General features: G+C 65.1%; 22 protein-coding genes. 12 read left to right on the top strand and 10 right to left on the bottom strand.

Annotated features, from left to right (window positions below; all coding sequences use genetic code 11):
- Nucleotides 1–306 precede the first annotated feature (306 nt).
- The 5 genes from ACVWWJ_RS18830 to ACVWWJ_RS18810 all read left to right on the top strand — a co-directional run bounded on the left by ACVWWJ_RS18830 (nt 307) and on the right by ACVWWJ_RS18810 (nt 9,932).
- Nucleotides 307–2,886, top strand: a complete 2,580-nt coding sequence (locus ACVWWJ_RS18830; RefSeq protein ID WP_159892565.1) for a TonB-dependent receptor — start codon at nt 307–309, stop codon at nt 2,884–2,886.
- Nucleotides 2,886–5,513 carry a beta-mannosidase gene (locus tag ACVWWJ_RS18825; protein WP_456969046.1) on the top strand — a complete coding sequence of 876 codons (2,628 nt, stop codon included), beginning with the start codon at nt 2,886–2,888 and terminating at the stop codon, nt 5,511–5,513. Before ACVWWJ_RS18830 ends, ACVWWJ_RS18825 begins: the two co-directional genes overlap by 1 nt.
- Entirely contained in the window at nt 5,510–6,946 is a 1,437-nt protein-coding gene (locus ACVWWJ_RS18820; RefSeq protein ID WP_456969045.1) for a glycoside hydrolase family 125 protein, read from the top strand. The genes ACVWWJ_RS18825 and ACVWWJ_RS18820 overlap by 4 nt, the downstream gene beginning before the upstream one ends.
- Nucleotides 6,947–6,973: 27 nt before the next feature.
- Entirely contained in the window at nt 6,974–9,406 is a 2,433-nt protein-coding gene (locus tag ACVWWJ_RS18815) for a GH92 family glycosyl hydrolase (RefSeq protein WP_159892517.1), read from the top strand.
- An 82-nt stretch (nt 9,407–9,488) separates the two neighbouring features.
- Nucleotides 9,489–9,932, top strand: coding sequence for a hypothetical protein (locus ACVWWJ_RS18810; protein ID WP_456969044.1), 444 nt, complete (start codon nt 9,489–9,491; stop codon nt 9,930–9,932).
- Here the strand turns inward: ACVWWJ_RS18810 and ACVWWJ_RS18805 are convergent.
- Nucleotides 9,907–10,116 (bottom strand): hypothetical protein, encoded by a 210-nt coding sequence (locus tag ACVWWJ_RS18805; protein WP_159892521.1) that lies wholly within the window; start codon nt 10,114–10,116, stop codon nt 9,907–9,909. The genes ACVWWJ_RS18810 and ACVWWJ_RS18805 overlap by 26 nt on opposite strands.
- 153 nt (nt 10,117–10,269) lie before the next feature.
- On the opposite strand from ACVWWJ_RS18805, the gene ACVWWJ_RS18800 reads away from it, so the two are divergent.
- The 3 genes from ACVWWJ_RS18800 to ACVWWJ_RS18790 all read left to right on the top strand — a co-directional run bounded on the left by ACVWWJ_RS18800 (nt 10,270) and on the right by ACVWWJ_RS18790 (nt 12,949).
- Nucleotides 10,270–10,560, top strand: a complete 291-nt coding sequence (locus tag ACVWWJ_RS18800) for a hypothetical protein (protein ID WP_456969043.1) — start codon at nt 10,270–10,272, stop codon at nt 10,558–10,560.
- Between the two features lie 89 nt (nt 10,561–10,649).
- On the top strand, nt 10,650–11,573 hold the full coding sequence (locus tag ACVWWJ_RS18795) for a PAS domain-containing protein (protein ID WP_456969042.1): 924 nt from the start codon (nt 10,650–10,652) through the stop codon (nt 11,571–11,573).
- 101 nt (nt 11,574–11,674) lie between these two features.
- Nucleotides 11,675–12,949 carry a carboxylate--amine ligase gene (locus tag ACVWWJ_RS18790; RefSeq protein ID WP_456969041.1) on the top strand — a complete coding sequence of 425 codons (1,275 nt, stop codon included), beginning with the start codon at nt 11,675–11,677 and terminating at the stop codon, nt 12,947–12,949.
- Here ACVWWJ_RS18790 and ACVWWJ_RS18785 read toward each other — a convergent pair.
- The 3 genes from ACVWWJ_RS18785 to crcB are packed head-to-tail and all read right to left on the bottom strand — an operon-like array spanning nt 12,857 to nt 15,891.
- Nucleotides 12,857–14,293: an MFS transporter gene (locus ACVWWJ_RS18785; protein ID WP_456969040.1), complete on the bottom strand. Its 1,437-nt coding sequence runs from the start codon at nt 14,291–14,293 to the stop codon at nt 12,857–12,859. The genes ACVWWJ_RS18790 and ACVWWJ_RS18785 overlap by 93 nt on opposite strands.
- Before the next feature lie 36 nt (nt 14,294–14,329).
- Nucleotides 14,330–15,454, bottom strand: a complete 1,125-nt coding sequence (gene cfa / locus ACVWWJ_RS18780) for a cyclopropane fatty acyl phospholipid synthase (protein WP_456969039.1) — start codon at nt 15,452–15,454, stop codon at nt 14,330–14,332.
- Between the two features lie 47 nt (nt 15,455–15,501).
- Nucleotides 15,502–15,891, bottom strand: a complete 390-nt coding sequence (gene crcB / locus ACVWWJ_RS18775; protein ID WP_456969038.1) for a fluoride efflux transporter CrcB — start codon at nt 15,889–15,891, stop codon at nt 15,502–15,504.
- A gap of 90 nt (nt 15,892–15,981) precedes the next feature.
- Here crcB and ACVWWJ_RS18770 point away from each other — a divergent pair, with 90 nt between their 5' ends.
- On the top strand, nt 15,982–17,250 hold the full coding sequence (locus ACVWWJ_RS18770) for a multidrug effflux MFS transporter (RefSeq protein ID WP_456969037.1): 1,269 nt from the start codon (nt 15,982–15,984) through the stop codon (nt 17,248–17,250).
- Between the two features lie 51 nt (nt 17,251–17,301).
- Here the strand turns inward: ACVWWJ_RS18770 and ACVWWJ_RS18765 are convergent, their stop codons facing one another.
- Genes ACVWWJ_RS18765 through ACVWWJ_RS18745 form a run of 5 tightly spaced genes read right to left on the bottom strand, consistent with a single transcriptional unit; the run spans nt 17,302 to nt 20,263 of the window.
- Entirely contained in the window at nt 17,302–17,781 is a 480-nt protein-coding gene (locus ACVWWJ_RS18765; RefSeq protein ID WP_456969036.1) for a hypothetical protein, read from the bottom strand.
- On the bottom strand, nt 17,778–18,047 hold the full coding sequence (minE, locus tag ACVWWJ_RS18760; protein ID WP_063571637.1) for a cell division topological specificity factor MinE: 270 nt from the start codon (nt 18,045–18,047) through the stop codon (nt 17,778–17,780). The genes ACVWWJ_RS18765 and minE overlap by 4 nt, the downstream gene beginning before the upstream one ends.
- A 2-nt stretch (nt 18,048–18,049) precedes the next feature.
- Nucleotides 18,050–18,862 (bottom strand): septum site-determining protein MinD, encoded by an 813-nt coding sequence (minD, locus tag ACVWWJ_RS18755; protein WP_159892937.1) that lies wholly within the window; start codon nt 18,860–18,862, stop codon nt 18,050–18,052.
- 34 nt (nt 18,863–18,896) lie between these two features.
- Nucleotides 18,897–19,670 (bottom strand): septum site-determining protein MinC, encoded by a 774-nt coding sequence (gene minC, locus ACVWWJ_RS18750; RefSeq protein ID WP_456969035.1) that lies wholly within the window; start codon nt 19,668–19,670, stop codon nt 18,897–18,899.
- Nucleotides 19,667–20,263, bottom strand: coding sequence for a GNAT family N-acetyltransferase (locus ACVWWJ_RS18745; protein ID WP_456969034.1), 597 nt, complete (start codon nt 20,261–20,263; stop codon nt 19,667–19,669). Before ACVWWJ_RS18745 ends, minC begins: the two co-directional genes overlap by 4 nt.
- A gap of 204 nt (nt 20,264–20,467) precedes the next feature.
- Here ACVWWJ_RS18745 and ACVWWJ_RS18740 point away from each other — a divergent pair, with 204 nt between their 5' ends.
- The 3 genes from ACVWWJ_RS18740 to ACVWWJ_RS18730 all read left to right on the top strand — a co-directional run bounded on the left by ACVWWJ_RS18740 (nt 20,468) and on the right by ACVWWJ_RS18730 (nt 23,969).
- Nucleotides 20,468–21,736, top strand: a complete 1,269-nt coding sequence (locus ACVWWJ_RS18740) for a sensor histidine kinase (RefSeq protein WP_159892943.1) — start codon at nt 20,468–20,470, stop codon at nt 21,734–21,736.
- On the top strand, nt 21,733–22,374 hold the full coding sequence (locus ACVWWJ_RS18735) for a response regulator transcription factor (RefSeq protein WP_159892945.1): 642 nt from the start codon (nt 21,733–21,735) through the stop codon (nt 22,372–22,374). The genes ACVWWJ_RS18740 and ACVWWJ_RS18735 overlap by 4 nt, the downstream gene beginning before the upstream one ends.
- Before the next feature lie 227 nt (nt 22,375–22,601).
- A complete protein-coding gene (locus ACVWWJ_RS18730) occupies nt 22,602–23,969 on the top strand; it encodes an SRPBCC family protein (protein ID WP_159892947.1) in 1,368 nt (455 codons plus the stop codon).
- Nucleotides 23,970–24,088: 119 nt separating this feature from the next.
- Here the strand turns inward: ACVWWJ_RS18730 and ACVWWJ_RS18725 are convergent, their stop codons facing one another.
- Nucleotides 24,089–24,424: a helix-turn-helix domain-containing transcriptional regulator gene (locus ACVWWJ_RS18725; RefSeq protein WP_456969033.1), complete on the bottom strand. Its 336-nt coding sequence runs from the start codon at nt 24,422–24,424 to the stop codon at nt 24,089–24,091.
- Nucleotides 24,425–24,598: the final 174 nt, after the last annotated feature.

Raw genomic sequence — 24,598 nt, 5'->3', positions numbered from 1 at the left:
AACGTATATCAATGACTTAAACGAATTCGCCTGACTTTAGATCGAGTTAAAAAATGGTTGACAACGTTGTCAGCGGACCTTAAAAATCCGCTGCGTAACACGGCTGCAACAGCGATCCACCGCGGCCCCCACCGCGCAGGGCAACCGACTTAAATCCATGGAACGAACGACGAACGCAGGCGAAAGCTTGCGCGGTGTCGTTCGTCCCGAAAAAACCATTCTCGTCCCCAGGAGATAGAAGTGACTCACCGGATCAGCGCCCTTTCCATGGCCATCATGGCCGGGCTGTTCGCCACAGGCTCCGTCATGGCGCAGGACGCCGGCGCGACCAACCCGCCTGCCACGACCATCAAGAAAGCCGAGCCGGCCGCCGCACCGGCCACCGACGCCGATGCACAGAACGCAGCGAACCTCGCCGGTGTCACGGTGACGGGTATCCGCGCGAGCCTGCAGAAGTCGCTGGACCTCAAGCGCAACTCGGACTCCATCATCGAGGCCATCTCGGCCGAAGACGTGGGCAAGTTCCCGGACCGCAACGTGGCTGAATCGCTGTCGCACCTCCCGGGCATCAGCGTGGACCGCAACTTCGGCGAAGGCGACAAGGTCAGCATCCTCGGCACCGACCCGGCGCTGAACCGCCTGCTCCTCAACGGCCAGACGCTGGCGTCGACCAACTGGACGTCGGATCCGAACAACCCGGACAGCCGCTCCTTCGATTACAGCCTGCTCACCTCGGAAATCATCGGTAACGCCCAGGTCTACAAGACCCCGCAGGCGAATCTCGACGAGGGCAGCATTGGCGGCACCGTCATCGTCAATACGCGCAAGCCACTCGACCTGAAAGCGAACACGCTCACCGGCAGCGTCAGCTATGGCTACAACGACCGCGCCGACACCGGCAAGCCGAACGCCTCCGCGCTGTACAGCTGGAAGAACAACGATTCGACCTTCGGCGTACTCGGCTCGGTGATGCATTCCGATCGCATCATCGATCGCCAGGGCACCGAGGTGTTCGGCTACCAGCGCGCGAACGATCCGACCGATACGGACCCGAACCACCAGTTCAATCCGGGCGTCGTCGCGCCGGGCACCAAGGGTGTCTACCCGACCGCGATCAATACCGCGTGGTTCCAGCAGCAGCGCAAGCGTGACGGCGTCTCGACCGACCTGCAGTGGAAGCCGAACGACGCGTTCGAGCTGAACTTCACCGGCCTCTACGTCACCGAGAAGTTCGACAACTTCAACCAGAGCCATTACGGCGACTGGTCCGGCAGCGCGCCGGACGCCACGGCGCTGAACTTCCAGAACGGTGTGGGCACCAGCGGCTCCTACGGTCCGGGCGCGTCGACCTACCTCGACGGCTATGAGCGCGAGTCCAAGGTCAACACCGGCACAGCGCAGCTGCGCGCCGACTGGTACGGCGACGGCTGGTCGGCCACGAGCCAGGTCGGCTACACCGGTTCCACCGGTGGCTCCGAAGGCATCTGGAACGCGCAGTTCCAGGGCTTCGGTGGCTACAACTGGAACCTCGACGGCCAGCACCCGCAGATCAACTTCAACAGCCCGGACAACCCGTCGGCGATGCTCGCCCATGGTGCCGGCTTCAGCTATGCGCCGAGCTATGACCGCGAGCGCTACTTCCAGACCGACTTCCGCCACGACGTGACGTGGGGTCCGCTGAACCAGATCGAGGTCGGCATCAAGGCGACCAACCATCTCAACGGCCAGGACGCTTACGCGGCACGCATCCCGTCGCCGGATGGCAGCGGCGTTTCGCTTTCGGACCTGGACGGCGGCGGCACGCCCGGCGGTTACCTCGGTGGCCTGGACGGTACGGGCAGCATGGCCAACTGGACGACGATCAGCCGCGGCGGCCTGCAGGACTACGTCAACAGCCTGGTCACCAGCACGCCGCTGGATCCGAAGGCCACGTACAGCATCGCCGAGCAGAACCGCGCCTTCTACATCCAGGGCGATTTCTCCGGTGACTCCTACCGCGGCAACCTCGGTGTGCGCTACTACCGCACGCGTGACACGGTGAATGGTTACAACAGCATCGGCCCGGACCAGTACGCGCCGGTGAACAAGCGCAGCACGTACCACGACTGGCTGCCGTCGTTCAACATCGCCTATGACCCGATCGAAGACGTGACCCTGCGTTTCGCCGCGGCGCAGACCATGGCCCGCCCGCGTTACCAGGAGATGACCCCGTACATCGCACTGGACGACCGCACGCTGACCGGTTCGGGCGGCAACACCGACCTCAAGCCGTACAAGTCGACCAACTACGATGCCTCGGCGGAGTGGTACTTCTCGGAGAACAGCGTGCTGTCCGCCGAGCTGTTCTACCGTCGCATCTCCGGCTACATCCTCAACACCAACGTCAAGCAGACGCATTACAACCTGACCAACCTGCGTGACGACGTGTATGACATGGAAATCCCGGTGAATGCCGGCGTGGCCAAGGTCAAGGGCGTGTCGCTGACCTACCAGCAGACATTCAAGTACGGTTTCGGCATGCTGGCCAACTACACGTACTCCGACGCGAGCACGAGCAATGACTTCCCGCTGCCGTACAACTCGAAGAACGCGTTCAACCTCAGCCCGTACTACGAAAAGGGTCCGTGGGACGCGCGCGTGACGTACAGCTGGCGCTCGGCGTACTTCACCCAGATCGCCCAGTTGGAGTCGGCGCAGATCACCGGTATCTTCCGTGAACTAGACGCCTCCATCGGCTACCAGGTGAACGACCATATGCGTATCTCGCTCGACGGCACCAACCTGCTCGACGAAACGTATTACGTCTACAACAACACGCCGGCCGAGCCGCTCAATGCCTACAAGAACGGCCGCACCTACACGCTGACGCTGGGCTTCAAGCTGTGATGCGCCGCGCGTCGCTGGCGGTGGTGGCCTGGCTCGTCGCCAGCGCCGCCACGGCAGCCACGCCGGGGGAGAGGGACCTCTCCGCCGGCTGGCGGTTCCGCCTCGCCCCCGGGGCGGCGCCAGCGATCGCGCAGAAGGCCCCGACGGACTGGCAACCGGCCATCGTGCCGGGAGCCGTCCAGACGGACCTGCTGGCGCTGGGACGGATCGGTGATCCGTTCTGGCGCGACAACGAGGCAGGGCTCCAGTGGATCGGCCTCGCCGACTGGGACTACCAGCTCTCGTTCGACCTCGACGTGGCCGCGCTCAAGCGTGGTCACGTCGATCTCGTTTTAGACGGCCTCGATACCTTTGCCGAGGTCAGCCTCAACGGCAAGAAGCTGCTGGCCGCGGACAACATGTTCCGTCGCTGGCGCCTGCCGGTGAAAGACAACCTGCATGCCGGCAGCAATACGCTGCTGGTGCACTTCCAGTCACCCATCGCCCGCCTGCAGCCCTGGCTGCTCAAGCAGCCGTACGCGCTGCCGGGTGAATTCGATTCCTCCTTCGGCGATGAGCCGAAGGGCAAGCAGACCTCCAACTACGTCCGCAAGGCCAATTACCACTACGGCTGGGACTGGGGTCCGCGTTACCTCGCCGCCGGCATCTGGCGTCCCGTGCGCCTGGAAAGTTGGGACGACCTGCGCCTTGCCGATTTCCACATCGCGCAGGCGAAGGTCGACGAAGCCAGCGCGCATGTCGATGCGCAGCTCGACCTGCGCGCCGACAAAGCGGGCAAGGCAAAGGTCACCGTCGAGTGGACCGCGCCGAATGGCACGCATGGTGCGCAGGAGCGCGACGTGACCCTGGCCGCTGGCGAAAACCACGTTGCCGTTCCGATCGACATCGATCATCCGCAACGCTGGTGGCCGGTGGGCTACGGCGACCCGAATCTCTATCGCTTCCATGCCAGCGTCAGCGCTGGCGGGGCGAGCCTGGCCGAAGCCGATCGCGAGACGGGTTTGCGCAGCGTCGAGCTGCGCCGTGAGAAAGACCAGTGGGGCAGGGGCTTTGCCTTCGTAGTGAACGGCGTGCCCATTTTCGCCAAGGGCGCGAACCTGATCCCGTTCGACAGCTTTCCGGCGCGGGTGACCACGGCGCGCATGGAAGCCATGCTGCAGTCGGCGCGCGACGCCAACATGAACATGTTGCGCATGTGGGGTGGCGGTACCTACCAGGACGACGCGTTCTATGCGGCGGCCGACCGCATGGGCCTGATGATCTGGCAGGACTTCATGTTCGGCGGCGCGATCACGCCCTATGACCCCGCCTTCCGCGAAAGCTCACGCATCGAAGCCGTTGAGCAGGTGACCCGCCTGCGCGACCATCCGTCCATCGTGCTCTGGGCCGGTAACAACGAAGTACAGACCGGCTGGGAATCGTGGCCGGATCGCGAAGACTTCCGCAAGTTCATCAATGCCGACGAGGTGCGTCGCCTCGACGAGGGCATGCACGAACTGTTCGGCAAGACCTTGCGCAAGGTCGTCGGTGACCTTTCGCCGCAGACACCTTACTGGGCCAGTTCGCCGAGCACCGATTTCGACGGCGAAGCCAATGTCGAGAACGACGGTGACTTCCACTACTGGAAGGTGTGGTCCGGCTCCGAGCCTATCTCGCATTACCTCGATGTCACGCCGCGCTTCCAGTCCGAGTACGGCCTGCAGTCCTTCCCGGTGATGGCGACGATCAAGGCCTTTGCCGAGCCCGGCGACATGCAGCCGGAATCGAAGGTAATGCGCGCCCACCAGAAGTTCGCCAACGGTGATGGCAACCAGCGCCTGCTGCTGTACATCCGCCAGGAATATGGTGAGCCCAAGGACTTCCCGTCCTTCGTCTACCTCAGCCAGGTGATGCAGGCCGAGGGTATCGAGCTGGCCGCCGAGCACCTGCGCAGTGCCCGCCCGCGCAACATGGGCTCGCTCTACTGGCAGCTCAACGACGTGTGGCCCGGTGCGTCGTGGGCCAGCGTGGATTACTTCAATCGTTGGAAGGCACTCCAGTTCCACGCGAAGCGCTTCTATGCGCCGGTGGATATCGTTCCCCTGCGTCGCGACGGCAAGACCGAGGTGTTCGCGGTGTCCGATCGCACGGCTGACTTCGATGCCAGCCTGCACATGCGTGTCTACGACATGGGTGGAAAGCTGATTCGCGAAGAGAGTCGCCCTGTCCACGCGACCGCGCTGGCCAGCACCCGCGTGGAACAGGTCGCTGATGCGGCCCTGCTCAAGGGTGCCGACCCGCAGCACACCGTCGTCGCTTTCGACCTGATCGAGCAGGGCAAGACGCTGGCGCACCACCTGCTGTACTTCGGTGCGGCGCGCACGCTCGCGCTGCCGTTGCCGGAGCTCGCCACGAGCTTGCGCGAAACCGATCACGGCATCGTGCTGACGGTGAGCGCGAAGCGCCTCGCGCGCGCCGTATGGATCGATACCGGGGACCTCGATGTCCGCTTGTCCAACAATGCCTTCGACCTGCTGCCGGGTGAGAGCGTGGACGTCACGATCGACGGCCACGTCGACCTCGAGACGCTTCGTCATGCCCTGTCGGTACGATCGCTGGTCGATGCCCTGAAGGAGAGTCAGCCATGAATCCCAGTCGTCGTAACCTCATCAAATGGCTGTCGCTCGTACCCAGCGTCGCCCTGGTCGGTGGCATCAGCACGGGCGCGTTCGCTGCCTCGCGTTTTCCTGGTAAACGTCCCCCCGTCGGGCAGCGCAAGTTCACCAGCGCCGCGGTCGAAGCGCTGATCGCCTCGACGAAGAAGAAGATCGCCGATCCCGAACTGGCGTGGCTGTTCGAGAACTGCTTCCCGAACACCCTCGATACCACGGTGGAAGTCGGCCGGCTGGATGGCTACGAAGACACCTTTGTCGTCACCGGTGATATCGACGCTATGTGGCTGCGCGATTCCTCGGCCCAGGTGTGGCCTTACCTGCCACTGACGCCGAAGGACGAAGGCTTGCGCAAGCTGTTCCGCGGCCTGATCCGCCGGCAGGCACGCTGCATTGCCCTCGATCCGTACGCCAACGCCTTCCTGCCCGACCCGAAGGGCAAGAGCAAACTGGACTGGGCCCAGGCCGACCAGACCGACATGAAGCCCGGCGTCGCCGAGCGGAAGTGGGAAATCGATTCGTTGTGCTACCCCGTGCGCCTCGCGCACGGCTACTGGCAGACCACGGGCGACCGCGAGCCCTTCGACGATGCCTGGCGCGCTGCCACGCGGCTCATCGTGACGACGTTCCGTGAGCAGCAGCGCAAGGACAATCCGGGTCCGTACCATTTCCAGCGTCCCTCGCCCAACCCGACCGAAACGCAGTTCCTGAAGGGCTATGGCCAGCCGACCCGCCCGGTCGGCATGATCCACCAGATGTTCCGGCCGTCCGACGATGCGACGGTTTACCCGTTCAATATCCCGGGCAACCTGTTCGCCGTGGTCACCCTGCGCCGCCTCGCGCAGATGCACGCCAGCTTCTACGGCGACCAGGTATTCGCGGACGAATGCCATGCATTGGCCGATGAGGTCGCCGCGGCCGTCGAGCAGTACGGTGTCGTCAAGGATCCCCAGGGCGACTACTGGGCTTACGAGGTCGACGGCTACGGCAACCAGTTGTTCATGGACGATGCCAACGTGCCGAGCCTGCTGGCGCTGCCGTACCTGGAAAGCGCGCCGCACGATGCGCGCTACCAGCGCACGCGTGACCGCGTATGGAGCACGCACAATCCGTACTTCTTCAAGGGCAGCGCCGGCGAAGGCGTCGGTGGCCCGCACGAAGGCCTGCGCATGATCTGGCCGATGTCGATCATGATGAAGGCCTTCACCACTACCGACGTGGCCGAGCAACGCCAGTGCCTGCACTGGCTGAAGACGACCCACGCCGGTACCGGCTTCATGCACGAGTCGTTCGACCAGGACGACCCGAAGCAATTCACCCGCGTGTGGTTCGCGTGGGCCAATACCTTGTTCGGCGAGCTGGTGGTCCATCTCGCCGACAAGTCCCCCGATTCCCTGCGCCGCGTCTGACGCGGCTCAACTGAGCTGGAGCGATTCATGGTTACCCGTCGACGTTTTCTGCAAGGGATGGCCGCCGTTACGGCCGTTGGTCAGCTCGGTTCCCTCACCGCGTTGGCCACTGGCGTACACCAGGGCCTGAACGCGCCACCCGCCAGCGGCGGCACCGCTGCGGATGGCGTCTTGCGTTACGTCGACGTCTTTGTCGGATCGGGCGGCCACGGTCACACCTACCCGGGTGCGACGCGGCCGTTCGGCATGGTCCAGCTGAGTCCGGACACGAACAACGCCGAGTGGGACGGTTCGTCCGGTTACCACCAGGGCGACGGTTCGATCATGGGCTTCTCGCACACCCACCTGTCGGGCACCGGTGCGGCGGACATGCTCGACTTCCTCGTCATGCCGGCGATGGGCGCGGTGCGCCTGCAGCCGGGTGACCGCGATTACGACGGCGTGAACTTCGTGTCGCGCTTCGACGCGAAGCACAAGGGGAACCAGAAGCCGGAGAAGGGCTTCCGTACGCACGTCAAGGGCTACCGTTCGCGCTACACGGGTGAGCAGGCGCATCCGGGCTACTACCGGGTGAAGCTGACCGACCACGACATCCTGGCGGAACTCACGGCGACCCTGCGCGCGGGTATGCATCGCTACACCTTCGCGAAGGATGGCGACGCCCACCTGTTGCTCGATCTCGCGCACGGTTACCAGGACAACATCCAGACGCCGACCCGCCTCAGCGACGTGGAACTGACCCTGGTCGGCAACGACACGATCGTCGGTGGCCGTCGTGTCTACCAGTGGGCGACGGGGCGCGTGATCTACTTCGCGATGAAGCTCTCACGGCCGATCGTCAGCGCCACGCTGTACAGCGACGACAAGGCGTTGCCCAATGGCACGACCACGATCAAGGGCGAACAGCTGAAGGCGGCGCTGCACTTCGACAAGGCATCGTCGGAACCGCTGCTGGTGAAGGTCGGTATCTCCGGCGTCGACATCGACGGGGCCATGCGCAACGTCGACAGCGAGATGCCCGGCTGGGACTTCGACGGCATCCGCGCCTCGGCGGAAGCCGAGTGGGAGCACGAACTCTCGCGCATCCGCATCGAGTCGTCGTCGGACAAGATCAAGCGCACGTTCTACAGCTCGCTTTATCACACCATGCTCGCGCCGACGGTCTTCAGTGACTTCGACGGTCGTTATCGTGGCATGGACAAGGCGGTCCACACCTTGCCCGAGGGACGGCACAACTACAGCACGTATTCGCTGTGGGATACCTACCGGGCGGAACATCCGCTGTTCACGCTCTACCAGCCCGAGCGCGTGCCCGACCTGGTCGACGGCCTCGTGCGGCTTGCCGTCGAGAGCCCGAGCGGCGCGCCGGTATGGCCGCTGCAGGGTATCGAGACGGTCTGCATGATCGGCTACCACTGCGCGCCGGTGATCGCCGAGGCCCAGGCCAAGGGTTTCACCGGTATCGATTACGCCAAGGCCTGGCCGGTGCTTCGCCGTCGTGCCCTGCAGGACGACTACTTCGGCCTGCCGGCGTTCCGCGCGAAGGGCTTCATCCCCAGCGACAAGGAAGGCGAGGCAGCCAGCAAGACGCTCGAGTACGCGTACGACGCCTGGGCCGTGGCACACGTGGCCGATGCACTAGGCCACGCCGACGACGCGACGCTCCTGCGGACGCAGTCGCAGAACTATCGCAACGTGTTCAACAAGGACACGCAGTTCGTCCAGCCGCGTGCGGACGACGGTAGCTGGTTGCAGCCCTTCGATCCGATCGCCATCGGTCATTCGAAGAAGTGGCGCGACTTCACCGAATCCAACGCCTGGCAGGCCACCTTCCTCAACCAGCACGACGTGTACAACTACATGGCGCTGTTCGGTGGCGAGAAGGCTTTCGAGGCCAAGCTCGACGGCCTGTTCAATGCGGACCCGGACCTGCCGGACAACGCGCCGCCGGACATCGCCGGCATGATCGGCCAGTACGCGTTCGGCAACGAGCCGGGGCATCACATGCCTTACCTGTACGCGTACTCCGGGTCGCACCACAAGACCCAGGCGCGCGTGCGCATGATCCTGGAATCCATGTACCTGCCCGAGCCCGATGGCCTTCCGGGCAACGAGGACTGCGGCCAGATGAGCGCCTGGTACGTGATCAGCGCCATGGGTCTCTACGCGGTGGATCCGGTCAGCACCAACTACGTGTTTGGCAGCCCCTTGCTCGACCGCGCGGAAGTGCAGGTCGGCGGTGGCCGTACGCTGGTCATCGAGACGAAGGACAACGGTCCGGGCCGGGCGTACATCCAGTCGGTGAGCTGGAACGGCCAGCCGTGGTCGAAGAGCTGGATCAGCCACAAGGAACTCGCTGCCGGCGGAACACTGAGCTTCGTGATGGGCGACAAACCCAACGAGGCATTCGGCAAGGCGAAGGCCGACCGGCCGCCCTCGTTCGGCGCGTCGGCCACCTGAGCCAACGTCGTTCACGGCGGCTAGACCCCGCAGGCCCCAACCTGACCCGGCCGGGAGCATCCGGCTGGGGAAGGGGAGCCACATGTCGTACACCGGACGAATGTATTTTCGGCTGTTCTCGCCGGGCCTGATGGTCCTTGGCGCAGGTGCGCTTGCGGCGGCGGCGATGAAAGCCGTGCAACAGATGCCCGGCAGGCTGGGCATTCTTTCCCTGTATTCCGACCTTCCCGGCTGGATCATGGCCGGGTCGGTGACGGTCGCGATCGGGTGGGTGGCAGTGCAGGCCGTGCGCGTGAAGCTATGGGACCGCGGTGCGATCGCCAGCTGCTATGTCTGCGGGTGCCTGCTGAGCTCGGCGCGGGCTTCCCGCCGTGGGCTGGGCATGACCCGTCATTGCCTTGGCTGCGGCAAGATCCATGGCGTGAACCATCGGCTGACGCCTGTCGTGGTACCGCTGGCGGTGGCGGTAGGCGCCGTCACCGAGACGGCTGCATCGCCGGTCAGGCGCGTACGTTCGTCACCGTGATGCGGTGACCCACGCGCTCGAGCAGCGCGCGTAGCGCCTCCGCGTCGGCAACGCTTGCATCGTCTTCCAGCGACAGCCACAGCGTGTCCCCGGACAGTCCGTGGATCTTCTCGTTGAATTCGATCTCGATGGCAACCTTGCCACCGGGCTGGACAACCGATACCGCGAAATTACGTGCCTGCACGCCCTGAATCCCCTGGTGAACCTGCTCTCGGATACGTCCATGTTACCCACCCGTGGCGAAAAGTGGTGTCCCCGTCCGGTGATGCGTGATCGACGGCACGTTCACTCCGGCCCCACGCGCGTTTGGGGCTAATCGGCTCACGAGGAGGACACCATGCTGCAACTGAATCCACCACTTCCCATGAACACCCCCAAAGGCGAAGGCTTCGCCCATTTCCTGATCGACTATGGCCCGGAGTCGGACCTTTACTGGACGGTGTTCATCACCGAATCCGGGGAGATCTGGACCTTCGCCAACCGGGAAGTGCGCGCCTCCAAGAACATCACCCTTGGCCGTACCGCGCCCTCGGTCCCGCGCCCGGCTCCGCCGGTGCGTCGCCAGGCGATGGAGGCCCGCGAGCCACCCGCCGTCGTCCCGTTCGCCGTGGCCGACGGACAGATGTGAAATGACGAAACTGGTATCGTCCGCCTAAAGCCCGGACCGCCTCCGGCCGATAAGCCAGTTTGAATCACATTGAAGTACGGGGCGCGACGATGGGAATGTTCGGATGGGTGCGCGGCATGCGCGGCGCCCGCACGGAGCGCGCAATCATCGCAGCGCTTTCGCGCAGCCAGTCGGTGGTCGAGTTCGGCATGGATGGCGTGGTGCGCTCGGTCAACGAGCGCTTCCTCGCCGCGCTGGGCTGCCGGGCCGAGGCCGTGGTGGGGCAACCGCACAGCCGTTTCTTCCCGCTGGATGACGCCGAACACCTCTGGCGCGCCCTTGCCCGGGGCGAGCAGGTGGCCGGGACGTATCGCGCTGTGGGTGCTCCCGGCCGCGAGGTCTGGTTCCAGGCGGTCTACATTCCCTTGGCCGGCCGTGGCGGACGGATGTCGTCGGTGCTGCTTTACGGCTGCAACATTTCCGACGAGCGCGCGGCCGTCACGACGCGGGTCCAGCGCGAGGACGCGGTCGACCATACCCAGGCCGTCGTCGAGTTCTCGCTCGACGGCATGGTGCTGGACGCCAACGACGTCTTCCTCGGCATGACGGGCTATCGTCTCGACGAGATCGTCGGCAAGCACCACAGTCTTTTCGTCGACCAGGAGGAGAGCCGCTCCGACGCCTATATCGGCTTCTGGCGGCGTTTGCGCTCGGGTCTGCACGATGCCGGCCTGTACCGGCGACTGGCCAAGGGCCAGGTCGTCACCTGGATCCAGGCGACATACAACCCGATCTTCGACGCCAACGGACGCCCGGTGAAGATCGTCAAGTACGCGACCGAGATGAGCGCGGATGCCCTGGTTGCCCCGGCGTCGACGGCTGACGTTGCTGCCACTCCCTCGGACGCTACGCCATCGGCCGCCGTGGCCGACGTGTTCGACCTGATGGACGGCGCCTCCCTGCGGGCGAGTGCCCTGGCGATGGATGCCGCCATCGAATCCGCCCTCGCCGAGCAACGCGGCTCCCCCCGATAGGGCATAGGCCGTGTGGCGATCTATCTGGTCGCCGGCTCCGGTGTCACATTTCCCTTGCAGGGTGCGCCATTCCGGCGTTGTAACCCGCCACAGGGGGCGGCATGACTACGTGCGGCGACGAGCGGGTACCCGCGATCGTGATGGGGCGCGGGCCGACCGCGCTGGGTATTCTTCGTAGCCTGCAGATGGCGGGCATTCCTGCCTACGTGGCCTGTCCCGCCGGCGATATCGTGACCCATTCGCGGTGGTTCCGGCCGACCCCCGGTGCCGTTCCGTGGGACGGCCAGCCGGGCGAACATGCCCTGGCCGCCCTGCGGGCGATGCCCCTGGAAAAAGCCGTGATCATCGCCGGTGCGGACGACGCGGCACTCTGGCTGGCCGACCTGCCGTCGAGCGATCTCGGCGAACGTTTCCTGGTCAGCACGTCCAGTCGGGACGCGCAGAGCCTGCTGCAGGACAAGGCGGTGTTCGCGGGCTACCTCGCTGCCGCGCATATTCCTCATCCGCGCACGTATCGCATCGCCAGCCTGGAGGATATCGACGCGATCCCCTTCGCCACGATGGATCGCGTCTTCATCAAGCCCGTGAACTCGCAGCGCTTCAGTGACGTCACCGGGGTGAAAGGGATATGGGTGGATCGGCCCGAAGCGTTGCGGGAGGCGTGGGCACGCCTGCACGCGCAGGGCTTCAGCCTGATGGCCCAGGAGTACGTGCCCGGGCCGGCCAGCGAACACTTCTTCGTCGACGGTTTTCGCGGAGCGAACGGAGCCTACGGCGGCGTGTTCGCCCGGCGACGGCTGCGCATGTCGCCACCGGACTTCGGCAACAGCTCGTGTTGTCACTCGGTCCCGCTTGCCATCCTGCCGGAAGCCATTCGCCAACTGCGTCGTCTCCTCGACGGCCTCGATTACCGGGGTATCTTCAGTGCCGAGTTCAAACGTGATCCGCGTGATGGCGTCTACCGCATCATCGAGGTGAACACGCGCGCGTGGACCTATGTGGAGTTCGCCGCGCGCTGCGGGATGAACGTGTGCGAGATGGCCTGGCAGGATGCGCAGGGCCTCCCGGTGACGCGTGCGACGGCGGACTACCCGGAGGGTGTCGCCTGCGTGGACCTTTACCACGACATCCCCACGGTGCTGGCGCTCCGGAAACGCCAGCGCCTGCCGTGGCTGCGCGTACTCGGACAGTGGGCCAGCGCGCAGTTGCATACCTTTCGCTGGGACGATCCGCAGCCGGCGATCGCTTTCGTTCGCGGCATCCTTCGCAAGCGCTTCCTGCGCTCAGTCGGCGCGCCCGAGCGGCGCAGCGACATCCTCCAGGGAGCGCCGTTCGGCGGCGATCCCGAGACCAAGGGCGGCGGCGGCACCCACTAGCATGAGGCAGGCACCCAGGGCGTAGCCCCAGCCGATGGCCGAGCGTTCGCCCGTGCCGATCAGCGAGCCGAACAGCCAAGGTCCGACCACGCCGCCCAGTGCCGTGCCAAACGCATAGAAGAGCGCGATAGCCAGCGCGCGCAGCTCCAGCGGGAAGCTCTCGCTGACGGTGAGATAGGCCGAGCTCGCGGCCGCCGAGGCGAAGAAGAAGACGACGCTCCACGCGACCGTCTGCGTGCGGGCATCGAGCATGCCATGGACGAACATCCACGCCGTGGCGAACAGGAGCACTCCGGACATCGCATAGGTGATCGCGATCATCGGCTTGCGTCCGACCGTGTCGAACAGCCGTCCAAGCAGCAAGGGGCCGAGGAAGTTGCCTGCGGCGAAAGGCAACAGGTAAAGGCCGATGTCGGCATCGGCTACACCGTAGAAGCGCCCCAGCACCAGCGCGTAGGTGAAGAAGATCGCGTTATAGAAAAACGCCTGCGTGGCCATGAGGATCAGGCCGAGGACCGTGCGCCTGGGGTAGTCGCGAAACAGGGTGGTGGCGACGGCGCCGAGGGTCAGTTTGCGCGGACGCAGGCGTAGTCGTGGAAGCGACACCGTCGGCGGCGCGACACCCAGTCGCCGCTCGATCTGCGCAACGATGGCTTCGGCTTCGTCGACGCGCCCGTGCAGCATCAGCCAGCGCGGACTCTCCGGCACCCAATGGCGAAGCACGAGTACACCCAGGCCAAGCACGGCGCCCAGCCCGAAGGTAAGTCGCCAACCCAGTTCGGGCGGCACCCAGCCACCGTCGAGCAAGCCCACGGCGCCGAGCGCCCCCATCGCCGCGCCGATCCAGAAGCTGCCATTGATGACCAGGTCCGTGTGGCCGCGGTAGCGGGCCGGGATCAACTCCTGGATCGCCGAATTGATCGCCGCGTATTCGCCGCCGATGCCGGCACCGGTCAACATGCGGAAGATCACGAAGGTGGTGAAATCCGGGGAGAACGCCGTGGCGGCGGTCGCCACCAGGTACAGGCCGAGCGTGATCGTGAAGAGCTTCTTGCGACCGAGGCGGTCGGTCAGCCAGCCGAAGAAGAGGGCGCCGGCGACTGCGCCCACCAGGTAGAGGCTTCCTGCCATGCCGACCTGCAGGTCGGTCAGGTGGAGCGCCGGGCTGGACTTCAGCGCGCCCGCGATCGACCCGGTGATGGTGACTTCCAGGCCGTCGAGCACCCAGGTGATGCCGAGCGCAACGGCGACGAGGGTGTGGAAGCGACCCCAGCTAAGCCTGTCCAGCCGCGCTGGCACATCCGTTTCGACCACTCCGTCGCTGGCACTGGCACGATCAGTCATGCCCCTGACCGTACGGGGCGGTAAGTCGTCGCGGCGTCAGCGTGGCACGCGCATGCCGCCGGCCACGCCCCGGGGGGACAGGGTGAGCTGCCAGAGCTGGTCGCGCCGGCTGCGGAAGATGCCGGCCGAACATCCCAGGTAGAACTGCCACATGCGGCGGAAACGTTCATCGTAGCGCCCCGCCAGCTGGGGCCACGCCTTGTTGAAGTTGGCCAGCCATGCGGTGAGGGTGCGGTCGTAGTCGGTGCCGAAGTTGTGCCAGTCCTCGACCACGAAGAGGCCCTCCAGTGCGGTGGCTACCTGGCTCATGGCGGGGATGACCGAGTTGGGGAAGATGTACTTCTCGATCCAGGGATCGGGGCGTCCCGGCTGTTCGTTGCTGCCGATCGTATGCAGCACCGCCAGCCCTTCGGGGTGCAGGCATCGGCGCGCCACCTCGAACCATGTGCGGTAGTTCTTGCCGCCGACATGCTCGAACATGCCGACCGAGAGGATGGCGTCGAAGCGCTCGTCCAGGTCGCGGTAGTCCTGCAGGCGGATCTCGACCGGCAGGCCCTTGCACAACGCACGTGCGTACTCGGCCTGTTCCTTCGAAATGGTGACGCCGACGCCGCTCACGCCGTAGCGTTCCGCGGCGTATTTCAACGCTTCGCCCCAGCCGCATCCGATGTCGAGCAGGCGCTGCCCGGGCCGCAACTGCAGCTTGCGACAGATGAGATCGAGCTTGGCTTCCTGCGCATCGTCCAGGTTGCTGGCGTTGGCCCAGTAACCGCAGGAATAGACCATGCGCTTGCCGAGCATCGCTTCGAAGAGGTCGTTGCCCAGGTCGTAGTGCTGCCTGCCGACGTCCCACGCATGGTCGCCGCGTTGCAGGTTGAGGAAGCGGGCCTTGAGGTGCGCGACGAGGGTGTCCAGCGTACGCAGCGAGTCGTCCACATGCGATCCGAGTACGCGGGCAAAGAAGGCGGGGAGGTCACCCACGTCCCACCAGCCTTCCATATAGGCCTCGCCCAGGCCGAGCGACCCGTGGGCGAAGACACGGGGATAAGTGCGTTCGTCGTGCACGACAAGGTCGGTGGGCCGGTTACCGCCGAGGGTGATGCCGGCCTGTTCGAGCATGGCCTGTGCCCGTGCCTTGAGAGAAGAAGAATCGTGGCTCATCGAAGTGATCCCTGGTGATCCTCTCGCCGCCCCGCGCGGCGTGGCGCTCACATGTGTTTCAGAACTCCGCGTGTGATGAAAAGGCCGGCAATCGTCATGGCGATGGAGCCGGCCAGGTTCGACCCGACATGCAGGGCGAACCAGCCGTACTGCTCGCGAAGGAGCAGGCCCGTGGTCTCGGCCGAGAAGGTCGAGAACGTGGTGAGGCCGCCGAGGAAGCCCGTGGCGATCAACAGTCGTGCATCCACCGGCAAGGTGGTGAAGTGGTCGAACACGCCCAGCGCCACACCCATGAGCAGGCCGCCGGTGAGGTTGGCCGCGAGCGTACCGAGCGGCAGGTTGGGGAAGAGCGGATTGAAGGCGACCGCCAGCCACCACCTCAACCAGCAGCCGAGGACGCCGCCGACGCCGACGGCAAGAAAACCGGTGTAACCCACGGCAGCTCCTGCGTAGTTCGATGGCACGATTATGGCCCGAAACCTTGCAGCTATACTCGCAAAGTCCCCTTGCCACCGCCTTGAAGGTCTATGACCTCCGCGACCCGCGACCTGCGGCGTTACCTGCCGTACCTGCTGGCGGCCCTGTCGATGATCGGGCCGTTTTCGATCGACGCCATTTTCCCGGGCTTTCCGGATATCGGGCGCGACTTTGGCGTGGGCGAAGTGGCCCTGCAGCAGCTGCTCAGCGTGTACCTGCTTGCCTACGCGGTGATGAGCCTGTTCCATGGCGCCTTGTCGGACGCTTACGGGCGCAAACCGGTGATCGTCACCGGCATGGCGATCTACGCGGTGGCGTCCGTGGGCGCCGCGATGGCGCCAAGCTTCGGTTTCCTGCTCGGCTGCCGGATTGTCCAGGGCATGTGTGGTGGCGCCGGTATCGTCATCGGTCGCGCCGTCGTGCGTGACACCATGCAGGGCGAGGAAGCCCAGCGCATGATGTCGAAGGTGATGATGATCTTCGGCGTGGCGCCGGCCATCGCCCCGATCATCGGCGCGTGGCTGCTCGGCATCGACGGCTGGCGGGGTATTTTCTGGGCCCTGGCGGCGTTCACGGTGGCGCTGACGGTGAGCGTGGCGCGCCTGCTGGTCGAGTCGCATCCGAAGGAAAAGCGCACGGTATTCCGTCCACGGCCCTTGTTGCACGGCTACCTCACCATCCTGCGCGATATCCCGTTCTGGCCGCTGGCGATCGCCAGCTCGATCAACTTCGCCGGCTTGTTCCTCTATATCGCCTCGGCGCCCCAGCTCATCCGCGATCGCCTTCACCTGGGTGCAGACGGCTTCCCGTGGCTATTCGTACCGGTGGTCAGCGGCATGGTCGTCGGCGCCTTCATCTCCGGCCGCGTGGCCGGGCGGGCGAGTGCGGCGCGCACGGTGAACTGGGGTTACGCGGCGATGCTCGCGTCGTGCGCCCTTAACCTTATCCTCGCACTGACGCTGGACCATCCCCGCGTCCCCTGGTCCACCCTCCCGCTGGCGCTGTATGGCTGCGGTGTGCAGCTGGCATTCCCGACGTTGACCCTGTTGCTGCTGGATCGCTTCCCGGAACAGCGGGGCGGCGTGTCGTCGGTGCAGGCGTTCGGTAGCCTGATCTTCACGGCCATCGTCGCCGGCATCCTGTCGCCGGCGCTGTCCGGCAGCATGCTCAGCCTGGCGATCGGCACGACGTGCATGTGCCTGATCGGCCTGAGCGCGTGGCTCGCTTACGCCTCGTTGGAACGCCGTCGGCTTGCCCGCATGTCGGCAGCCGCGGCGTCCAGCGTCGTTTCGCAGATCGAGCGAAACGAGCCGGGTTAGCGCGGGCCTCTGTTGTAGGAGCCGATTTATCGGCGATCGGGTGCCCCCGCATCAGCCAGTAAGCAACCCGCGCTCACGCAGGAACGCCTGCGCTTCCGGCGAATCCTGCTCGAACCAGGCGCGGGTGGAACCGAGGCGGTAGGTGTAGCCCCAGCGGTCCATGTCTTCCATCAGGCGTGCGGAGCCCACCGAAGGCAGCTGGCCGGCGAGGACGATCTGGAGGTAGCAGGTCGCGTCTTCTTCCTCGATGGAATCCGTCGCGTCGGTGTGCACCAACGCTCGGCGCTCCTCGGGGAGAACGATGAGGTGGCAGGCTTCGTGGAGTAGCGAGTGCACGGGAGTATCGGCGCGGGCGTAGACCGTCGTGCCGATGATGCCGGCCTCGGTGTCGCCCCAGAAACTACCCGGGATGGCTTCACCGTCCGCGACCTCGACGAGCGTGAGGCCGTAGCGGGCGAGCAGGGCACGTGGTTCGTCGAGGCCGATGGCGCCGACGCGGAGGACCGCGTCGGCGGGATCGGGCGCGTTCATGCGGACGTAGCGGGCTTGCCGTCGGGAAGAGCAACCGAGAGTTCGAGCACTTCGTGGCCGCTGTCGCGGTCGAGGGTGACGTTCACGGCGTCCACGTCGACGTTGACGTACTTGCGGATGACTTCGAGCAGCTCGTTACGCAGCAGCGGCAGGTAGTCGGGACCGCCACGTGTCGAGCGTTCCTGGGCCACGATGATGCGCAGGCGTTCCTTGGCCACGCCCGCAGTCGCTTCGGGTTTACGCTTCAGGAAATCGAGAATACCCATGCTCAACCTCCGAAGACGCGCTTGAGGAAGCCCTTCTTGACCGGCTCGATGAAACGCAGCGGAAGCTCACGACCGAGGATGCGGGCAACCGTATCCTTGTACGCGAGACCCGCGTTGGAGTCATCGTTGAGGATCACCGGGACGCCGGCGTTGGATGCCGCGAGCACGTTTTCCGATTCCGGGATGACGCCGACGACGCTGATGCCGAGGATGTCCTCGACGTCCTTCACGCTGAGCATTTCGCCGGCTTCGACGCGATTGGGGTTGTAGCGCGTCAGCAGCAGGTGCTGCTTGATCGGCGTCTCACCCTTCTCGGCGCGGCGGGTCTTGCTGGCGAGCAGGCCGAGGATGCGATCGGAGTCGCGCACGGAAGAGACTTCCGGGTTGACGACGACGACGGCGTGGTCGGCGAAGTACATCGCCAGGTGCGCGCCTTTCTCGATGCCGGCCGGGGAATCGCAGACGACGTAGTCGAAGCCTTCCTTGGTCAGTTCCTCGAGCACCTTCTCGACGCCTTCCTGGGTGAGGGCGTCCTTGTCGCGCGTCTGCGACGCGGCGAGCACGAAGAGGGTCTCGTGGCGCTTGTCCTTGATCAGGGCCTGCTTGAGCGTGGCTTCACCGTGGACGACGTTGACGAAGTCGTACACCACGCGCCGCTCGCAGCCCATGATCAGGTCGAGGTTGCGCAGGCCGACGTCGAAATCGATGACGGCGACTTTCTTGCCTTCCAGGGCGAGACCGGTGGCGAGGGAGGCACTGGTGGTGGTCTTGCCGACTCCGCCCTTGCCGGAGGTGACGACGATGATTTCTGTCAAGAGATGTCTCCGCGAATAAGCGTGGGACCGCGCGTCACAGGCGCGCGATCATGAGTTTTCCATTATCGAGCCAGCATTGCACGGGCTGGCCCTCGAATTCTTTCGGCATGTCTTCGAAGACGCGGTAATGCCCGGCGATCGCGACCAGTTCGGCACGGAAGTCGGAGCAGAAGATGCGCGCGGATTCGTCGCCCTGGGCGCCTGCCATGGCACGGCCGCGAAGGCTGCCGTAGACGTGGATCGAGCCATCGGCGATGACTTCCGCGCCGTTCGCCACCGCGGCGGTGACGACGAGGTCGCGGTCACGTGCGTAGACCTGCTGGCCCGAGCGCACGGCGCTGCCCGTGTGGTGCTGGGCGGTCGTCGCATTGCCCGGTTCGGCATCCTGGTCGATCGGTGCCATGGTGGGCGCTGCTTCGCTGCGCGCAGGAGCACCGACGCCCGGCGTGGCCGTGCCTTGCCCGGGTTCGTACTGTGCGCGGAACTTGGCGATCAGCGGCAGGTTCATCCGCTCGGCGAGCGCTTCGGTTTCCGGGGTTCCGTAGGCGATGCCGACCGGCAGCATGCCGGCGCTGCGAATGGCTTCCAGCAGTGCGTCGACCATGCCGTCGTCAGGCAGTTTGGGCAGGTGCGAGAGATCGAGCACGACGGCGGCGCGGGCGAACATCTGCGGGGCCGCACGCACCCGACGCTCGAGTTCTTCGACGAGGGCGGCGGCATCGACGCGGCGAAGCCGTACACAGGCAATGCCGACCTGGCCGAAGCGGAGGTCGCAGGCGGCCTCGAGGGATTCAGCGCGGGCGCTCATGCGCTCACCTTGTGGCCGTTGATCGGACGCTCGCGCTCGCTGAGCCAGGGTACGGCGGGCAGGCCGTCCTGCTCGATATAGCGCTCACGCACGAATGGGAAGCTTGGCAGCTCACGCGCGAGCAGGCTCACCTTCGGGCCCGTGTCGCCCATCTTCTGCTGGCCGACTTCCTGGAAACCCATGGTCCCGTGGAACAGCACGGTCTGGTCGTTGCGTGGTTCGAGAAAAACTTCGCAGGTCAAAAGCGGCACACGTACCTCGGCATAACTCTGTACATCGCAATAGAAGATGCGGCCCAGACCATGGCCGCGTGATTCGGACGCGATCACGATGCGATCGATGTACACGAAGCTTTCGTAATGGGCCTGGAACCAGCGGAAGTTCGGACTGGCGTATTCGGCGTCGGGGCGCATGGCGATAAGAAAGCCAAGGATGCGGCCATCCTGTTCGGCGACACGAAAATAGTGCGCGATCTCGTACAGGTGACGCAGGCGGCTGCGGTCCGTGGCGAGGATACCGGTGCCTGCCTCGTTATTGAGTGCCAGCACGGCATCCAGGTCGTGCTCACGCACGTCGCGGATGGCAAGGGCCATTCGTTGCTCCGCTGAAGATTCTGGAATGAGTGGTTCTGAAAACAGGCGACCCCCGGCCGCCGAATGCGCGGCATTATGGCACGCCGGCTACCCCAGTGGCATGCCAATGCGCATGTAAAACCGTTGTAAAGCCGACGCTTGCCGTTTGCCCAAGCGTGACTTCTATCAGGTGGTGCGGCGGCCTCGAAGCCCTATGATGCGGCCATGTCGAAGGTTCAGTTCAATAACGTCCGCCTGCTGAAGTACGCCACGTACTTCGTGTTCCTGTGCGTGGGCCTGCCGCTTTCCCAGCAACGGGTCGGCAGCGGGCCCGGATCCATCGGTGACACGGCGCTGCTGGGCTGGACCGCGAGTTACCTCGTCTTCGGCCTGGTTTACTGGCTGCTTACCCGCAATCTCGGGCTCCGTGTAGACGGATTTACCCGTATTGCGGTCCTGCTGATTCTCACCGGCACGGCGCTGGCGATCGGTGTGTTCAGCAAAAGCGGCGTCGCGGCGCTGCTGCTGATCATCGTGGCGACGGTGGTCCCCTGGCTGGTGACCCTCCCCATCGGCATTGCCTGGATGGTCCTGGCGCACCTGTTGCTGATCCCGGTGTTCCTTGAGATCCCTTTCACGCTGGTCGCCTCGGCCATGCAGGCCTGCCTCTACTTCGGCTTCTCCGCGCTGGTGTTCATCGCCTCGATGGTGGCGAGTCAGCAGGCTGACGAACGAGAAGAACTTCGTCAGCTGAACTCCGAGTTGCGGGCTACCCGGGCGCTGCTGGCCGAATCCACGCGCATTGCCGAGCGCATGCGTATCGCGCGCGATCTTCACGATCTGGTCGGCCATCACCTGACCGCGCTCAGCCTCAATCTCGAGGTCGCCAGCCACCTCACCAATGACACCGCCCGCGAGCACGTGCTGAAGGCCCAGCGCACCGCCAAGCAATTGCTGGCCGATGTGCGTGAAGTGGTCAGCGAGCTACGCCAGGACGATGCCATCGACCTGACCCAGGCCGTGCGCAGCCTCATCGAAGGCGTGCCCGGGCTGCAGGTGCAGTTGAGCGTGCCGCCACGTTTCGGCGTGGAAGATCCTCGCCGGGCGCAGATGCTGCTGCGCTGCGTGCAGGAGATCCTGACCAATACGGTACGCCACGCGCACGCCCGGAATCTCTGGCTCACCTTCCGGCACACGGGTCCCGATGAACTCTGTCTCGAGGCACGCGACGACGGGCGCGGCGATGGCAGCGGTTCGGTCCGGCCCGGCAATGGCCTCAACGGCATGCGCGAGCGCCTGGCCGAGTTCGGGGGCACGGTCGACTTCCGCAGTGGCCCCGAGGGCGGCTTTGCCCTTACCGCACGCCTTCCCCTCGGCGAGGAGCCGACCCTGGCGCATGCACCGACGCGACCCGCGCTGGAGCAGGGCCTGGCAGGCGATCCGGACTTCCCGCCCCGTGCCACAATTCCGCTTCCTTCCGAGGGTCATCCATGATCTCCGTCTGTCTCGTTGACGATCAGAACCTGGTTCGCCAGGGCATTCGCTCGCTGCTCGACCTCGCGGGGGATATCCGCGTGATCGCCGAATGCGCGGATGGCGCCCAGGCTGTTCAGACCATTCCGCAGATTCGCCCCGATGTGGTCCTCCTCGATCTGCGGATGCCGAACATGAGCGGCCTGGACGTACTCCAGACTCTTGGCGGCCGCAACGAACTGCCACCGACGATCATCCTGACGACCTTCGACGACGACCAGCTCGTCCTGGCCGGACTCAAGGCCGGCGCGCGCGGTTACCTGCTGAAGGATGTCTCGCTCGACCAGCTGGTCGAAGCGGTGCGCACCGTGGCGGCGGGCGGCTCCCTGGTCGCCCCGATGGTCACCCAGCGCCTCCTCGCGGGGGTTGGCCGCATCCAGAACCAGTTCTCCAGCCTGGAGCAGCCCGACCCGCTCACCGAGCGCGAGACCGAGATCCTGCGCCTGCTCTCGGGTGGCTACAGCAACAAGGAGATCGCCAATTCGCTCCGCGTCGCCGAGGGGACGGTGAAGAATCATGTTTCCAATATTCTTTCCAAGCTGGGCGTTCGCGACCGCACGCGTGCCGTCCTGAAGGCGCTGGAACTGGGGATCGTCTGATCTGACGCGGATCCGCGGCGCCCGCCGGGCCGCCGCGGCCGAAAACCGCCTTTTACCCGCTTGCGAAAAAGGGCAGGGCACCCAATGGCGTTCCCTGCCGCGAGCAAGTACCATCGGCTCTTTCGGCGCGGGCGAACCCCTGCCACGGGCCGATTCTTCAGGGGTGAGCGTACGGCGTCCATGGCTGTGCGTAGAACCCGTTCGTAAGACGTTCGGAGAACCGTGGAATGACGCGTCTGTTAGAATTTATTGTCGCCCTCGTCATCGTCGCCGTACTCGGTGTCGTGGTCGGCGTCGCTATGCCCTCAACAGGACATGTTGAGCGCGAAATGCTGATCAGCAAGGATCTGCGTCAGGTTTACGACGTTTTCAGCAACTTCCGTCGCTTCCCCGACTACACCGTTCTGCGCTCCTTCGATTCGAAGGTGCAGTTCGAGCTGTCGGGTAAGGCGTACGGCCCGGGTGCAAAGATTTCCTGGAAGGCTTCCGACCCCAAGGTCGGCGATGGCGCCCTCGAGATTGCCTCTATCGATCCGGGCTTCGCCCAGATCTCCGATGCCGGCAAGGGCACCATTGTCTGGAACCTGGACAACGGCTGGCGCGGTAGCGACAAGAAGTTCACGATCAAGCTCGAGCGCACCGGTCGTAGCCAGAAGCTGGTCAAGGTCAATTGGGCTTACGACGTGTCGTACGGCTTCAACCTGATCAACCGCTTCTCGAATCTCTACATCCATGGCGATCCCGACGCGCTGATCCAGTTCAGCCTGTCGAATCTGCAGAACCTGATGGCGTCGATCCCCAACATCGACTACAGCAAGATGGTTCCGTCGATCGTCGAGCAGCCGGCCAAGCCGATCCTCTTCGTCTCGACCACCGCTCCGCGCACCCTCGACGATGTCGATACCGCGTCGGACAAGGCGATGGCCGAGATCCAGGCGACCGCCAAGAAGCTCGGCGTGAACATCACCAGCCCGCGCATCACGTTCACCACGAACTGGGGCGACCAGAACTACACCTTCGACGTGGCCGCCGAGATCGACGCCACCACGCTGAAGATCAACGGTCAGGACGTCGAGCTCACCGCCGCCCAGCGTCCGTCGCTGGATCCGGCCGAGGCTTCGACCTCCGCCGCTCCGGCAGCCGGCGACAATGCGGCTCCGGGTAGCAAGGACAAGCTGGGCCGCGTCATCGTCGATGGCAATGTCAAGGCTGTGCTCGCCTTCGGTGGCAAGGCCCTCAAGGCCGACTGGGCCGGTACCGGTGCAGGCCTGCCGCAGACGCGTCAGATGCTGGGCGCTTACGCGCAGACCCACGGTTACAAGTACGACGACGTGGTCTTCCGCGCTTACGACATCCAGACCAAGGCTCCGACCAATAACCACGGCACGATCGAGGGTTACGACGAGCAGAAGTTCGAGATCTACCTGCCGCTGCAGGGCGACAACCTCCCGGAGCAGACCCCGGAGCAGGAAGCCGGCATGAAGCCGCCGGCCCTGGAAGAGGCGGCTCCGGCCAGCTCCTCCTCGGCCCCGGCCGCCGCAGGTACCGCCGCGGCTCCGGCCGAGGCAGCCTCCGCGCCGACGCTGTCGAAGTAAGCTAGTTCCGCGCAACACCCAAAGCCCCGCCGGCAACGGCGGGGCTTTTTTTGTTTTGTGGGAGCCGATTCATCGGCGATGCCCTATCGAAACAAGGACCGCGGCGCGGCACTTCGAGATCAGGCGGATAGAGGTCCTGCGGTCACGTGGGCGGTGGCCGGCGCGTGGAATGTTGCCTTCACCAATTGCGCGAGAATTCCGCATAGCGCGTTCATGCCCGGGTTTCCGCCGCGCGAAAGCATTCGGTGCAGCGATTTGGGCGGGGTCCCGGTTGCCTTGGCCAGGCCCTCGAAGCCCACGAGGCCGTGGGTGAGGTCGCGCATCAGCAGGCGTGCAGCTTCTGCCTCGCCATTGAGCAGCATGCTGGTGGCTTCATCGAGCAGTGCTCGAGCAAACCCGGGGTCGTCCTTGATGCGATTTGCGATCGTCTCGCGATAGTCGACGGTCAGGGGCATGGTTGTTCCTTCGTGGTGTTGCTTGTGGCACCGACATGAAGCCATCTGTACGGCTATTTGCGCCTCCTGGGTTTGGACGCGTTGTTATGCCGTCCTGTGCCCGCCTTCAAAAAGCCTGGTGCACATAAAGGCGGAGCCCAGGGCCCCAATCGATTCTCCATTCCGCGAGACCAC

The sequence above is a fragment of the Luteibacter sp. HA06 genome, from assembly GCF_054061215.1.
Note: the sequence above shows the minus strand (reverse complement) of the source record. Positions and strands in the feature narration are given on the sequence as shown.